The organism is Shewanella psychropiezotolerans (assembly GCF_007197555.1).
Lineage (GTDB): Bacteria > Pseudomonadota > Gammaproteobacteria > Enterobacterales > Shewanellaceae > Shewanella > Shewanella psychropiezotolerans.
On record NZ_CP041614.1, the window covers coordinates 4,593,087 to 4,606,899 of the forward strand.

Annotated in this window: 11 protein-coding genes and 3 pseudogenes; 8 read left to right on the top strand and 6 right to left on the bottom strand. The window is 42.1% G+C overall.

What is annotated here, in order from left to right:
- The first annotated feature begins 128 nt into the window (after positions 1 to 128).
- Positions 129 to 1,141, top strand: a pseudogene (locus FM037_RS20240) (DUF3549 family protein).
- Positions 1,138 to 1,527, top strand: a complete 390-nt coding sequence (locus tag FM037_RS20245; protein WP_144047487.1) for a DUF3301 domain-containing protein — start codon at positions 1,138 to 1,140, stop codon at positions 1,525 to 1,527. Before FM037_RS20240 ends, FM037_RS20245 begins: the two are co-directional and overlap by 4 nt.
- A gap of 1,821 nt (positions 1,528 to 3,348) precedes the next feature.
- Here FM037_RS20245 and FM037_RS20250 read toward each other — a convergent pair.
- Both FM037_RS20250 and FM037_RS20255 read right to left on the bottom strand, forming a co-directional pair.
- A pseudogene (locus FM037_RS20250) lies at positions 3,349 to 3,528 on the bottom strand (Mpo1-like protein); the annotation flags it as partial.
- 2 nt (positions 3,529 to 3,530) lie between these two features.
- Positions 3,531 to 4,174, bottom strand: a pseudogene (locus FM037_RS20255) (GNAT family N-acetyltransferase).
- Between the two features lie 172 nt (positions 4,175 to 4,346).
- Here FM037_RS20255 and FM037_RS20260 point away from each other — a divergent pair.
- Positions 4,347 to 4,574 (top strand): DUF2789 domain-containing protein, encoded by a 228-nt coding sequence (locus tag FM037_RS20260; protein ID WP_144047488.1) that lies wholly within the window; start codon positions 4,347 to 4,349, stop codon positions 4,572 to 4,574.
- Positions 4,575 to 4,587: 13 nt separating this feature from the next.
- On the opposite strand, the gene FM037_RS20265 is transcribed toward FM037_RS20260, so the two are convergent.
- Positions 4,588 to 4,959 carry a DUF3192 domain-containing protein gene (locus FM037_RS20265; RefSeq protein ID WP_144047489.1) on the bottom strand — a complete coding sequence of 124 codons (372 nt, stop codon included), beginning with the start codon at positions 4,957 to 4,959 and terminating at the stop codon, positions 4,588 to 4,590.
- A gap of 148 nt (positions 4,960 to 5,107) precedes the next feature.
- Here FM037_RS20265 and FM037_RS20270 point away from each other — a divergent pair, with 148 nt between their 5' ends.
- Both FM037_RS20270 and FM037_RS20275 read left to right on the top strand, forming a co-directional pair.
- Positions 5,108 to 5,437 (top strand): hypothetical protein, encoded by a 330-nt coding sequence (locus FM037_RS20270; protein WP_144047490.1) that lies wholly within the window; start codon positions 5,108 to 5,110, stop codon positions 5,435 to 5,437.
- A complete protein-coding gene (locus tag FM037_RS20275; RefSeq protein ID WP_144047491.1) occupies positions 5,437 to 6,210 on the top strand; it encodes a Zn-ribbon-containing protein in 774 nt (257 codons plus the stop codon). Before FM037_RS20270 ends, FM037_RS20275 begins: the two co-directional genes overlap by 1 nt.
- Positions 6,211 to 6,261: 51 nt before the next feature.
- Here FM037_RS20275 and syd read toward each other — a convergent pair whose 3' ends face one another.
- Positions 6,262 to 6,927, bottom strand: coding sequence for a SecY-interacting protein (syd, locus tag FM037_RS20280; RefSeq protein ID WP_144047492.1), 666 nt, complete (start codon positions 6,925 to 6,927; stop codon positions 6,262 to 6,264).
- A 60-nt stretch (positions 6,928 to 6,987) separates the two neighbouring features.
- Between syd and queF the strand changes: the two genes are divergently transcribed.
- Complete coding sequence (queF, locus tag FM037_RS20285) at positions 6,988 to 7,845, top strand: NADPH-dependent 7-cyano-7-deazaguanine reductase QueF (RefSeq protein ID WP_185976867.1); 858 nt, start codon at positions 6,988 to 6,990, stop codon at positions 7,843 to 7,845.
- 191 nt (positions 7,846 to 8,036) lie between these two features.
- On the opposite strand, the gene FM037_RS20290 is transcribed toward queF, so the two are convergent.
- Positions 8,037 to 8,942, bottom strand: a complete 906-nt coding sequence (locus FM037_RS20290) for a LysR family transcriptional regulator (RefSeq protein WP_144047493.1) — start codon at positions 8,940 to 8,942, stop codon at positions 8,037 to 8,039.
- Between the two features lie 137 nt (positions 8,943 to 9,079).
- On the opposite strand from FM037_RS20290, the gene FM037_RS20295 reads away from it, so the two are divergent.
- Positions 9,080 to 11,077, top strand: a complete 1,998-nt coding sequence (locus FM037_RS20295; protein WP_144047494.1) for an alkyl/aryl-sulfatase — start codon at positions 9,080 to 9,082, stop codon at positions 11,075 to 11,077.
- 423 nt (positions 11,078 to 11,500) lie between these two features.
- Positions 11,501 to 12,691: an alginate export family protein gene (locus FM037_RS20300; protein WP_144047495.1), complete on the top strand. Its 1,191-nt coding sequence runs from the start codon at positions 11,501 to 11,503 to the stop codon at positions 12,689 to 12,691.
- A 145-nt stretch (positions 12,692 to 12,836) separates the two neighbouring features.
- Here the strand turns inward: FM037_RS20300 and FM037_RS20305 are convergent, their stop codons facing one another.
- Positions 12,837 to 13,715, bottom strand: coding sequence for a 4'-phosphopantetheinyl transferase family protein (locus tag FM037_RS20305; protein ID WP_144047496.1), 879 nt, complete (start codon positions 13,713 to 13,715; stop codon positions 12,837 to 12,839).
- Between the last annotated feature and the right edge of the window lie 98 nt (positions 13,716 to 13,813).

Consider the following 13,813-nt stretch of genomic DNA (forward strand, 5'->3'; position numbering starts at 1 on the left):
CGTAAATAGGCCTTAAGCCGAACCATGTCCGCTTCTCTAATTTGAGACCTGTAAATAATACCATCTCAACCCACTTCACCCTATACTAGACGCCATTACATCACGGATCTCAGTGTTACGGCAGAAAAATGACAGAAATCACCACCCTTAGCCAGTTTTTATCGACAGCAAATACTCAGTTTCAAGTCTATGATATGGGCAGAAGAGTGCAAAGCATCGATATGATGGCGTTTCACCAATTCGAGAATCTGGCATCACCTTATCCTTATCCCATTCAGGGACATGCCCAGTTTGCCATCGTATTTTGGGATGCGAGCCAGCAACATTATATCTGGTTTCTAAAATTACCATTAGATGAACGCGGCCTACTCTCCCCGCACCCAGAACCCAATTCATCAAGATGATCATAGAAGCTTTAGGGCGAGATCCAACTAAAGATTTAACTGAAGCAGAGCAGCAGAAGCTCGCTAATCATCCTTTCGCTTTTAAACCATCGGCAGAAAAGCTGGCACTGTTTAATGCTCTGGTGAGAAAGCAGCTTAATGGTAAGGCCTCTTCTCAATATGAGTATGCGTACCAATACCTCAGCGGACAAGTCTCAGCCGATAAGTGGCAACAAGTCGGTCTACAAGGGATTGCCGATATCAGTGTTAGAGCCAACGAACTCGATCACCTCCAGCAGCTAGTCAATAGCTTTGACTACTGCTCAATTGAAGTTCAGATTGCCCTGTGCCAATGTTTCGAGCATCTTACTCTTGAAAAGAGCCTCGCCAACAGAGTTTTTGAACAACTGCTCAGTACCGATAAGCAAAATAAGCTCTATTTTTTACGTGCTCTGGCATCGAATGAAGAATTAACCCAGCAAGCGATTTCACATATTCAAGAGCAAGGAATACTCGATGCTGAAGCCTTGATCACTATAGCAGGCAGAAATTGGACTGTACTCAAGCTTGAGCAAACCCGCACTATTTTCTTAGAAGCTCTGGCAAGCCAAGAACAGCATTTCTTCAATCAAATTTTTGCAGATATTGTGGCAATACCAGCATTACGATCACTGATCCTCGCTGAACTGCGTAACCCAAAGAGAAGCCCACAATTAGCATCTGCAATTGGTGGATTATTTAAGGTCATAAAATCATGATGACAGATTTTTTACTTATCGTTGCACTCGTCGTTGTTGCCGCATTTTTTTGGCAATTGAGGCAGATGGCTGAAATCAGTCGACTATTTGCCCAGAGAGAGTGCAATAAACAAAAGGTACAACTACTCGCCATTGCAATGGAATCGGCTAGACCAAGTATAGGTGGCAGCAGCGGACTTACATGGAAGGCTAAGTATCTGCTTGAATTTAGTACCGATGGTATTAATCAGTATAAGGCTGAAATATGGATGCATGGGAAAAAAGTACAGAAGGTTAAATGGCCAATTTTCCCGGAACCCGAATGGCTTGATGCACCAGAATCTCGCGGTTCTGTAGGCGGAAGCTGTGGCTCTAAAGGCAGCTGTAATACAGGCAAGTGCAAATAAGGCTGTAAGGATAGTAAAGCTAATATACTGAAAAGAAAAAACGCGGCTCCTAGAAGCCGCGCTTTTTGTCTCTTTTGTTAAGCAATCCTGCTATTTATTATGCTCCCTGCACCATCCATGCGTTCAATGTGCTCCCTGCATCATCCCTGTAACGTCCTGTTATTTCCCTGTATAGTGGATATAAATACCCACTGTTACTTCTCCATTTACTCGGTAGTCCATTAACCGAGCTAACTCATCCTTAAGCGTGTCCATAAGGTCATCCATGTATATCCGTACTTATATCCGTATACTGCTCCATTTACTCGATAATCCATTAACCGAGCTGACTCAATCCTTGAGCGTGTCCCTAAAATCCATCCCTGTATATCGTACTTACTATCCGTATACTGCTCCATTTACTCGATAATCCATTAACCGAGCTGACTCAATCCTTGAGCGTGTCCCTAAAATCCATCCCTGTATATCGTACTTACTATCCGTATACTGCTCCATTTACTCGATAATCCATTAACCGAGCTGACTCAATCCTTGAGCGTGTCCCTAAAATCCATCCCTGTATATCGTACTTACTATCCGTATACTACTCCATTTACTCGATAATCCATTAACCGAGCAGACTCATCCTTGAGCGTGTCCCTAAAGTCTTCCTTGTCGATTCCTTTCAGTACATTCCGTGTATACAATCTTCCAGATTGCAAATCTTTCCATCCTGGATAATCTGGCTTCCTTGATAGCGACGCTCAATCCTAAAGCGCCTCATCCATGACTGAATCCTTTCAGTGACGCTTCCTCTGCCACTGTCGATCTTCCTGATCACTGTATCCATTCACTTCATACATTTCCTTGTACGAGTTAAATTCTAGATGATCTTAATAATAATAATGTTCAAATACCAAACACCAAGATTAGCGCTAACTAAAAAACACAACAATGACAACACCAAGGCATTGTTTTAAAACAGAATACCCCAATCCATGTAGCATAACCATGACAAAAAAATTCTCTTGTCTTACATTCATGTGAGAGATGTCTCACACTAACGAAAGCAAATAAAGATGAAGACCAGAATATTGGCGATACTATATTTTGCATGATTCGAAAAGTGTAAACCTAACTCTGGACGGAACACGCGCAAAAGAAAGGGCACACCATTAGGCGTGCCCGATACTTATACTTTTTAGCTATCCTGCTAACTTACTTGCTCCCTGCATCATCCTTAATTATCTAGCTCCCTTTCTCTTCCCTGGGTCCATTTTATTTGGTAATCCTTATACCAAATCATACTCAATCCTTAAGTGTGTCCCCCTCTCTTCTCGAGAGTCATCCTTTAATCTATCCATGAAATCACATTCAAAATTAGACCAATTATTCACTTCGAAGTGCGAGCTGCATATCAGCTATCTTGTCCATTTAAATGCTCATTACATCCCTGTAAAAATGTCTAATAACAGATTAGGTTTCATCCTGAAATCAATAAGCGTTCTGCTATTAACTTAATAAGAATGATAATTGTAATGACAGCTATATACTCCTGCTGTAAGAAAAACAATAAAATCACATTCACAAAAAAAGCAAAGGAAAACCAATAACCATTTGAATTTTAATAGTTAGTTTTATCCGCAAAAATGAACAGTGAATTTCACACCACTTTGTCCCACATGGATGTAAGAGATATCTCACAGAGACTCAGGACGATGTTTACTTCACATATTTTGAATATTCGTGAATAGCCCACTGGGTAATGGGTAATGGGTAATGGGTAAAATAACTTATCGCAGTAATCTTGGTACTAACAGACTATTGAGGCATGCTGCTAGTTTATCTTTTAAATAATGGTGAGACTCTCTGAGCTAACATCACCCAGTCCGCCAAAAAACTATAAAGCGGATATTGAAAAGTTGCCGGGCGGTTTTTCTCAAACATGAAATGACCCACCCAAGCAAAACCATAGCCCACTACCGGCAGAAGTATAAGCAAGTGGAAATTGCCACTAAAAAGGATTACTCATTATCTTGCCCTCGATAAAACAATAACTCTCCCTCAACCTTACCGATAAAGAGAGTCTCTAGGGCGGTAAAACCATGCAGGCTAAACAACTGAGCATGTTGCTGTTCACTAGCAAAAACACCAATACCATCCATTTCTGGTTGCTCATCACACCAACTCAAAACCGCTTGCACCAACTTACTACCTAAGCCTTTTTTCTGTTCAATAGGCGACACTGCAATAAATTGTAAAATGCCACAATTCGGACTCGGCAGGTGCTCTAACAAACAGGACTCTTTCTTAATCAAGGCTTGTGTCGATTGCCAACCGGTACTGATAAGCATCTTTAACCGCCAATGCCAATATCGAGACTCCCCAGAGGCAGCTGCTGAGACACAATACATGCTACCCCGAGCATTCGCTCTCCCTCAAATAACCCAATTAACGTCTGTTCTTGTTGCCACAATTCATTTAACTCCTCCCTAATCGCCCCTCTGAGCTTTTGCTCATACATGGCAAGATCACCAGAATGAAATGATTCAATAAAAAAAGGGTCATCGTGGTAGGCGTTATAAAGTATCGAAGCCGCCACACGAAGATCTTCAGCCGTAAGGTATACCGCTCGATAGGTTTCTAATGTTTGATTATCTGTTGCCATCGGTTTAAGTTATCCCTTGATCTAAATCAATTAACAACCAATGTAGCAAGCAAGTTAAAGCGTGTAAATATTAATCATAAAGCGCTATTTATCCGTCAATTTAATGAAGTTTGATCCATACTAATATTTAAGCCACCTGTGTTATTCAGATAAGCGATAGGAAACCAACAATATGGACACCACACCTCAAGATCTTAGTCATCTTTTTGATCAATTAGGATTAGATAATAGCGAACAAAGTATTAACACATTTATCGCAAATCATACGGTACCCGCTAACGTTCTGCTCTGTCAGGCTGATTTTTGGAATGATTCTCAGAAGAGCTTTTTAAAAGAGGCAATTGAAGAGGACGCCCAATGGTCTGAGTTAATCGATCATTTAGACGCCCAACTTAGGTAATTTAGTTTACTAACTAGATATTTTTGTAGGCCATATTTCCCCAGCCTACAAGGGTATTATTGCTGATAACCACAGGAGTACATTCATCTTTTGTGGTTTTACCATCCCCCTTGTTACGCTGTGTGCGATAAAACAGCACATGAACCTCTTTGTCTTTCTCAATATAGGCTTCATTAAAATCTGCAGTTCCCATCAAGACGGTAACTTGATCTCGAGTCATACCCAGACTTAATCTAGCCAAGTTTTCACGATTGGTATCTTGAGTCTCTTCCCAGCCCTCTTGACCATTCCATCCCGATTCCCCATCACCAATATTGAGTACGCAGCCAGATAAGCTTAAACTTGTAATACCAATTAATGCCAAACCAATTAAATTTGTTTTCACTATGACTTCCTGTTTCTTTATTATAGATAACCTCAGAGAAAGCAAAAAACAAGCCAATAATACATCCTTTTGTTAAATAAGGATTTAATGTAGTAAACTCAGATCATACTGGTCACATTTACTAAACAAGTGAGAAAGATAACCAACTATGAGCCCAATAGAACAAATATTGGTAGCGGCTAAATCGATATCGATTGCAGGAAAAAAACCTAGCCTTGCACTAATCAAAACAAAAATTGGCAACAGTATTCCTATGCCCATACTGATCCAGGGCCTGCAGCAATTTAGGGCGATGGATGCTAGCTCAATAGAGAAGATCCCGAGTCAGGGTAAAATGCATGCAGCGGTCCTCCCTGATGAAGGTAAGTCCGAACTTGATCAGTTAAAAGCAGAGCTTACTCAATTAAAACTAGCCTACCAAAACCTTAATTCTCGATTAGAACAGCTTGAAAACCATAAAATGAAGGTGAAAAAATAATGCATGTTGTTGAATTAAGATTTGAATGTTTTGACAACACCACCATAACAGCAGCCGAAAAAACAATTAATGGGTTACTCGAAGCTTATAGAGCCAATGGGCAAATTTTAGGCCGTGAATTCGCCGTGGCATTCAATGATGGAGAGTTTAGAGTCAGGCTCTTGATGCCAGAGAAAAGTAGTTTAGCGAAACGTTTTAACAGCCCATGGGTTGAAAGAGCACTCGTCGAACTGACAGAGTCAAAAATACTCGCCCCGAGAGAAAAATACATAGGTCAAGACATCAATTCAGAAATCAGCAGCTCTGAAACACCAAGTTGGCAGCTTGTTTATACCAGCTATGTGCACATGTGCTCACCAGTACGAAACGGTGATACCTTGCAGCCCATCCCACTCTACCAGCTGCCAGCAACATTCAATGGCGATCATAAACGCATCATTCGCTGGCAAACTGAGTGGCAAGCCTGTGACGAACTGCAGATGGCTGCAGCAACAAAAGCTGAGTTTGCAGCATTAGAGGAGTTAACGTCTACGTCGAGTGATCTATTTCGCCGAGGCTGGGATCTGAGAGGTCGCATCGAATACTTAACAAGAATCCCAACCTATTATTACCTCTATCGTGTCGGCGGAGATAATCTAGCAAGCGAGAAAACTCGCCCCTGCCCCCGTTGTGGCAATAAAAACTGGCTTCTCGATGAACCTTTATTAGACATGTTCCACTTTCGCTGTGACAGCTGCCGAATCGTGTCAAACATCTCTTGGGATCATCTTTAGCTAGAAGCAATGAGGTCCAATAACCCCCAAGAGTTCGCGCATAATATCTTGTTACTTACCGCGCAGGTTTCGCCACATTAACTTAAACCGATTCCAAATTCCCGGATGGTCCAACTCAGGCATAGGCTCCTCGATATGAAGCTCAGGAGGCGCAATTCTAGGGGTTAGTTGGGCAATAAACTCATTTAAACTGCTAGTTAATTTTTCAGATGGCGCTTCACCAGGGATCTCAATCCAGACGCTGCCATCACTATTATCTACCGTTAGCATCTTATCTCCATCACCTAGCACACCGATAAACCAGGTAGGTGCTTGCTTTAATTTCTTCTTCATCATCAAATGACCAATCATATTTTGCTGTAGGTATTCAAAATCTGTCTGATTCCATACCTGTAATAGCTCCCCTTGTCCCCAATCACAATTAAACAGCAGAGGAGCTGAGAAATATTCGCCAAAAAATGCCCCTATGTCTGGGCTTAACTCTATATCTAACGCAATCTCAACATTAGAAAAAGATCCTGGCTCTTCTCTTCTTACCGGCTTCCAACATACGGTGACCTCTTCATTAGACTCATCGTAATTACTGGGTTCAAACTCCCCTTCAATACAAATAGATCCTTCACCTCTAGGGTAGTAACGCGGAGATTCACCTAGCTTTTCGAGATAAGCCAGTTGATATATTTTCAAGAAATTATCTAAAGCAGGTAGAGAAGACACTTAGCAGGAGTCCAAAATTTGAGTATAATGTACTCCTATTTTGACATGGAATATCTATTGATGACACAAGTTCATGATCCCTATACGGATGCCGAGGCACTCAGTGGCTTAACACTGGGTAAAGCAACGGGCTATCAGGCCGAGTATGACGCATCTTTGCTGCAAGGGGTTCCGCGTAAACTTAATCGTGATGCACTCGAACTCAATGAAAGTTTGCCTTTTCATGGCACTGATATCTGGACGGGTTATGAACTATCTTGGCTCAATGCCAAAGGCAAGCCAGTCGTTGCCATAGCCGAGTTTCAACTCTGCTATGATAGCGACAACTTGATCGAATCTAAGTCATTTAAGCTCTATCTCAATAGTTTCAATCAAACCAAATTCGACGATATAGAACAAGTACAGGCCACCTTAACCCAAGACTTGTCAAGATGTGCCGTAGGCGATGTCAGCGTTAAGATATTTGAACCTAAACAGTTCGCTAGCCAACGCATCGTTGAACTTCCAGGAACCTGTATCGACGATCTTGATATAGAAGTTGATGACTACAATTTTAACCCTCAATACCTTGAGAACAGCACAGACGAGAAAGCGGTCGTTGCCGAAACGCTTAATTCTAACCTGCTTAAATCTAACTGTTTGATCACCTCTCAGCCCGATTGGGGCAGTGTGATGATCCGTTATCAGGGGCCAAAAATCGATAGAGAAAAGCTACTCAGGTATCTCATCTCATTCCGCCAGCATAATGAGTTTCATGAGCAGTGTATCGAGCGTATCTTTGTCGATCTGAAACGTTTCTGCAATTGCACCAAACTAACCGTGTATGCTCGTTATACACGTCGTGGTGGATTAGATATTAACCCTTACCGTAGTGATTTTGAGACTCCACCAGAAAATCATCGTTTAGCCAGGCAATAAGCGGAAGAATAATAAGGTTTTAATGAAAGAAAGGTGAGCCATGCTCATCTTTCTTTAGAAGAAATATCTCTAGTAATCAACAAAAAACACTAGAGATAATCAACCACAGTAACCTCCACGATTAGCTTTAGCCGTTACGTAAGGTAAACATAAATGCTCATTCTCTGTCTCTCAAATAAAAAGCTAATGCATTACTCGTTGATTAACTTTTTTAAAGTATTTCTTAACCAGATACTCGCAGGATTTCGATCTAACTTCTTACTCCAAACCATATGATAGTTAATAGCACGAGTATCGAGAGGTGGCTGCAGTACCTGTAAGCCGAACAGCTCGGCATATTCTTGAGAAAAGGTTTGAGCAGCGACAGCGATAGCATCACATTTAGCCACGGTCGCCAACATAGCGAGAATAGAGGATTGCTCACAATACACCTCTCTGTGAGGTAAGACTTCATCGGTTAGAAAATCTACCATACTCAAGTTACCCCGTTTCATATTCAAAACGATATGCTTCTCACTAAAATACTGCTCACGGCTCAGGGTGTTTGATATTCTCGGGTGCCCCTTTCTTACCACACATACCAAATTATCTTGCATCAAGAGTTCGTTCGAGAAAGATGCTAATTCAGGCTTGGTCAGGTCAATAGCCAGATCGACAGCTTCGAGCTGAAGATCTAATTGAAGTTGCTCTTCCTGTATCGGTATTTCACGAAATACAATATCGACAGACAATGATTTAAGGTGATCATTTACTCGCTTATGTAGCAAGCCTATTGTCGTTTCATGAGCATATACATAAAACGTACGCTCACTACATAGGGGATCAAACACCTTCATCCCCTGTAAGGATTGCTCGATACTCGATAGCGGCTCCTTAAACTCTTCATACAAGCTAAGTGCTCCAGCCGTCGGTTTGACCCCCCTGCCCACTCGAATAAAGAGATCTTCTCCCACGGTAGATTTAAGCCGGTTAATCGCATTGCTCACGGAAGATTGGGTGAGGTCTAACTCCTCTGCGGCCTTACTGAAAGATCCCACCCTACATACCGTAATAAAAACACGTAAAAGGTTGAGATCAAAATGTTTCTGTTGGGGCATAGCAGGTTCCTGAGTATATTTTAAAACAGTTTTAATATTCACAATATAAATATTAACTTCAAGGTTAGCGCTAATTATTAATCTATTCAAGCTGGATATACTGACGTCAATCAATACACTTTGACCAAGGTAGTTCCATGAAAAAATCACTTATCTCTGTATCAATCATAGCGGTCTTGTCTTTCAATAGCCTTGCCGCTCAGCATGAGCACGAAAGCATCAGCGTTAACTATCAGGGCAAAGATGCGACGGCTCAAACAGCTCAAGCCAATAATGACTTCGCAAAGCATCTAAACTTCTCAGATACTGCAGCCTTCGATCAGGCCTCAAAAAACCTTATCGCCAAGCTAGATAGCAAGACAGCGGCTATTTTGCGCGCCGATTTTGAATATATCAGTGGTAAAGCCCCAGATACTGTAAACCCATCCCTATACCGTCAAGCAAAATTGAATATGGTGGCCGACGGTTTATATAAGGTACGCGACGGTATATACCAAATTCGCGGTACCGATCTTGCCAACATGACACTGATCCGCTCCGAACACGGCTGGATTGCCTATGATGTCTTGCTAACCAAGGAAGCGGCCAAACTATCACTCAAATTTGCCATGAAGAATTTACCCGAAGGTGGTGATCTTCCGGTTGTTGCCATGATCTACTCCCACAGCCACGTCGACCATTTCGGTGGTTCACGTGGGGTGCAGGAACTCTACCCTGATGTAAAAGTGTATGGTTCCAACAATATAACCAAAGAAATTGTCGACGAAAACGTACTAGCTGGAAATGCCATGAGCCGACGCGTCGCATATCAATACGGCTCGACCTTAGACAAAAATGATCACGGTATCGTCGATGCGGCCCTGGGGAAGGGATTATCGAAAGGTGAGATAACCTATGTCAAACCCGACTACACCTTAAACAGTGAAGGCAAGTGGGAAACACTGACCATAGATGGCTTAGAAATGGTATTTATGGACGCCTCGGGTACCGAAGCCACCTCAGAGATGATCACCTATATTCCCTCAATGAAGGCATTGTGGACCGCCGAGCTCACCTATCAGGGAATGCACAATATCTATACCTTGCGCGGCGCCAAAGTGCGTGACGCCCTTAAGTGGTCCAAAGATATTAACACGATGATCAACACTTTCGGTGGCGAAGTCGAAACCTTATTCTCTGCCCACACGGCACCGATTTGGGGCAATAGTGAGATCAACGATTTCCTTAGGCTACAACGAGATAACTATGGCTTAATTCACAATCAGACACTGCGCCTGGCTAACCAAGGAGTCACCATTCAGGATATAGGGGATGCGATCCAAGAAACGATCCCTGAATCTATCATCAAGTCATGGCATACCAATGGCTATCATGGTTCTTACAGTCATAATGCCAAGGCTGTCTACAACATGTACTTAGGTTATTTTGACATGAACCCGGCTAATCTAAATCCTCTGCCAACCCACCCAGAAGCCGCTAAATTTGTCGATTATATGGGCGGTGCCAATGCCGTAATTAAGCGCGCTCAATCTGACTACTCACAAGGTGAGTATCGCTTCGTGGCAACTGCAATGAATAAGGTGGTGATGGCCGATCCTGGTAACAATACCGCACGTCAGCTACTGGCCGATACCTATGAGCAACTCGGTTATCAGTCTGAAACCGCCGGTTGGAGAAACATCTACCTCACTGGCGCTCAGGAGCTAAGAATAGGCATCATGCCTGGAGCGCCTAAAACAGCGTCAGCGGATGTGATCAGCGAAATGGATATGCCAACTCTGTTCGACTTCCTGGCGGTCAAAATCGACAGTATTAAGGCAGCTAAGCAAGGTCTGGTGACGATGAACATCATCACTCCGGACGACAAGCGTATTCTATATGTAGAGATGAGTAACGGTAACTTGAGTAACATAGAAGTGACAAAGCCTAAGCCAGCCGATGCAAACCTGACAGTCAATAAAGCCGACGTGACTCGTATTCTTATGGGTCAAACTAAACTCAAAACGTTACTGTTAAATGGTACAGCAAAGTTAAGCGGCGACAAGACGGCATTCAATAAGATAGCTTCTAGCCTAGTCGAATTTAAACCTGACTTTGAAATCGTGCCTTTAAAGCCAGTGAATGGAACCCACTAAGACTCAAGTGAGCAAAGCTGTTTTTTAATACTATTCGCTAGATTAAAACAGACTAAAACAGGCCTCTAAAACACCCAAAATTCTCACCTTGGGTGTTTTTTTAGTTACTGACATTACGACTTTACATAAGCATAGGTTCAACAATTGAACCTATGCTTTTCCTCATTGATACCAGCTTCATTAAACCGTTGCAAACCAATCAAAGTTCCTATTTCAGGCCTGCATCATCCGAAAAACCTAAATTAGAAAAAGCTAAAAATACTACTTTATAGGTAATACGGAATCTGGATAAGTCAACGATCTTCGTCACACTTATTGACACCATATCAAAATCATAGATGAAGTTTGTTTCAGATCAAACAAGCAATTCCAGTTCACATCTATAACAGTCACTGAGCAATGATGAAACATAAGGACTACACAATGAAAGTTCGTGCACTTACCCTAGCAATTTTAGCTTCTCTTTCAGCCTCTGCGGTTGCCGCTGACAGCGTAGACCCATTAAAGAAAGCCTTTATCGATGATTCAAAAATTAATCTACAATTTCGTTTACGCTACGAAGATGCCGATGTAGATACGGTCGATAATCAAAATCAAACCACATTACGTACTCGCTTAACCTACCAGACCGGTGATATCTACAAGCTGTTTGCACTGACTGAAGTCGATGATGTACGCTCCACCGACAACGAACCACTGATCGGCGATTATGAATACACTCAGATCAATCAGGCATTCATCGGCTATCGAGGCCCAGCTGAAACCTTGGTCAAATATGGTCGTCAGCGAATATTGCTGGATAATCAAAGATTCGTCGGTGGCGTAGGTTTCCGTCAAAATGAGCAAACTTATGATGCCTTCTCGGTAAAGAATACCGCCCTTGAAAACCTCACGGTTTACTATTCTTATATTAACAACGTAAACCGCATCTTCTCTGAGGACTCAGGCAAAGATGAGCATAAGAACGAAACAAACCTGCTTAACATAAACTACAAAGCGGGTGAGATTGCGAATATCACAGGCTATGCATACCTGATTGACAACATAGATGTTGCCGCCTTCTCAAGCGACACTTACGGTATTCGTGCAGCAGGAAAACTCAAGCTTGATGCTATCAAGCTCAGCTATGAAGCAGAATATGCTCAGCAATCTGAGGGCGGGGATAACCCGACAAGTTACACCGCTAATTATTATAAATTGGGTGCTGGTGTAGGTTTCGAAGGCTTCGGTGCCAAAATAGGTTACGAAGTCTTAGGCTCTGATGACGGCAAGGCTGGTTTTATCACGCCACTAGCGACACTGCACGCCTTCAACGGCTGGACAGATAAATTTCTCTTTGGCGGTATGGGAAACTGGGAGAACGGTCTCGTAGATGCCCATGTGGTATTAACAGCAAAAGTTGCGGGGCTTAAACTACTCGCCAAATATCATAAGTTTGATTCTGACTACGGTGATATCGATATGGGTAAGGAATGGGGCATAGCGGCAACCTACCCATTTGCGAAGCACTATGATGTCGGCGTGAAATACGCAAGTTTCAGTGGCGCCGATGCGGGTTACGGCTTCTCGAATGATACCGACAAGCTATGGTTAACATTGCAGGCTAAATACTAATTGAATGTTAAGCTAAAAGAGCAATAAAGCGCATCGATAATGCCTGACTCAGGTTCTTCCTGCTTAGGTTAAGGATTATCTATCGCTCCCTCTCGAGCAGAAATGGCAATGATGTTTTTTGTCACTCTGCTCTTTTTTTATTGTACTAATTAGATTCAAATTCTTTTAACAGAGTTGTGATGTCCATTTTCTGAGCATGAGTATCAAGCTTTGAATCGTTATCTAGACTCACAGCAAATCGATAATCTTCATTTAACTTACCGAATAACACCGACCAAGTATCAGCCAATTTTACCGACTCTCCCCGATGAAGGTTTAATTGAATGTCTTCAAAGAGAGGTAACACATCAATACAGCTACCTTTTGCGAATAAATCTAACTTTTCCTTTTTAATGCCAGAAAAATCGAAGCTAAATGATTTAAGAGATAAAGCCAGGCCAAGGCCTTTAGCCTTGATATAGGACTCCTTCAGCGCCCATAAATCGAAAAAGCGTTCTCTTTGTTTATCATTTGGCAGCGCAAGTAAGGCCTCTGACTCTTCATGAGTAAAATAATGATTCAAGATAGGATAAATGTTCGTCGTTTGCCTACATCGCTCTATATCTACCCCTAGTTCATTAATTTTATGATATTCAGTTTCCTCCATCACAGCGACCACTAGCCAGTCACCACTATGACTAATATTAAACAGCAGTCCACTTTGAGCTTGTTGCTCACTGATCAGCTTAGGTTTTCCTTTTTTGCCATATTCGAAACGCCAATCCGCCGGTGAAACAGATTCTCCATTTGAACAAGTTTCCTTAGCAACTAGGGATAAGATTCCTCTTAGGAACCCTCTAACCATCAAACCTTTATCTCTGGCCGAAAGCTGAATATAACGCGACACCTTAGTCAGTTCATCTTCGGGTAGCCAACGCCTAATCGAGTCAGCCTGCTCAGATGTTAAAAGTTCATGTTCGAGTGGACAGAAAAAAAGACTGAGTTTCCCTCGGCTTAACGCCTTGGGTGAAATGACTTGGCTCAAACTAGCTCCGAAATAGTGAAATAAACAGATGAGATCTTATCAAAGCCAAAGCCATAGAGATACCTAATCAAAAGCAGCATCCAGTTTTATGTTTTGTT

What these genes read in the sequence shown, in the direction of transcription:
- FM037_RS20245 (WP_144047487.1), top strand. Translation starts at nt 1,138, where the DNA reads ATGATGACAGATTTTTTACTTATCGTTGCACTCGTCGTTGTTGCCGCA.
- FM037_RS20260 (WP_144047488.1), top strand. Translation starts at nt 4,347, where the DNA reads ATGGACACCACACCTCAAGATCTTAGTCATCTTTTTGATCAATTAGGA.
- FM037_RS20270 (WP_144047490.1), top strand. Translation starts at nt 5,108, where the DNA reads ATGAGCCCAATAGAACAAATATTGGTAGCGGCTAAATCGATATCGATT.
- FM037_RS20275 (WP_144047491.1), top strand. Translation starts at nt 5,437, where the DNA reads ATGCATGTTGTTGAATTAAGATTTGAATGTTTTGACAACACCACCATA.
- queF (WP_185976867.1), top strand. Translation starts at nt 6,988, where the DNA reads ATGACACAAGTTCATGATCCCTATACGGATGCCGAGGCACTCAGTGGC.
- FM037_RS20290 (WP_144047493.1), bottom strand. Translation starts at nt 8,942, where the DNA reads ATGCCCCAACAGAAACATTTTGATCTCAACCTTTTACGTGTTTTTATT.
- FM037_RS20295 (WP_144047494.1), top strand. Translation starts at nt 9,080, where the DNA reads ATGAAAAAATCACTTATCTCTGTATCAATCATAGCGGTCTTGTCTTTC.
- FM037_RS20300 (WP_144047495.1), top strand. Translation starts at nt 11,501, where the DNA reads ATGAAAGTTCGTGCACTTACCCTAGCAATTTTAGCTTCTCTTTCAGCC.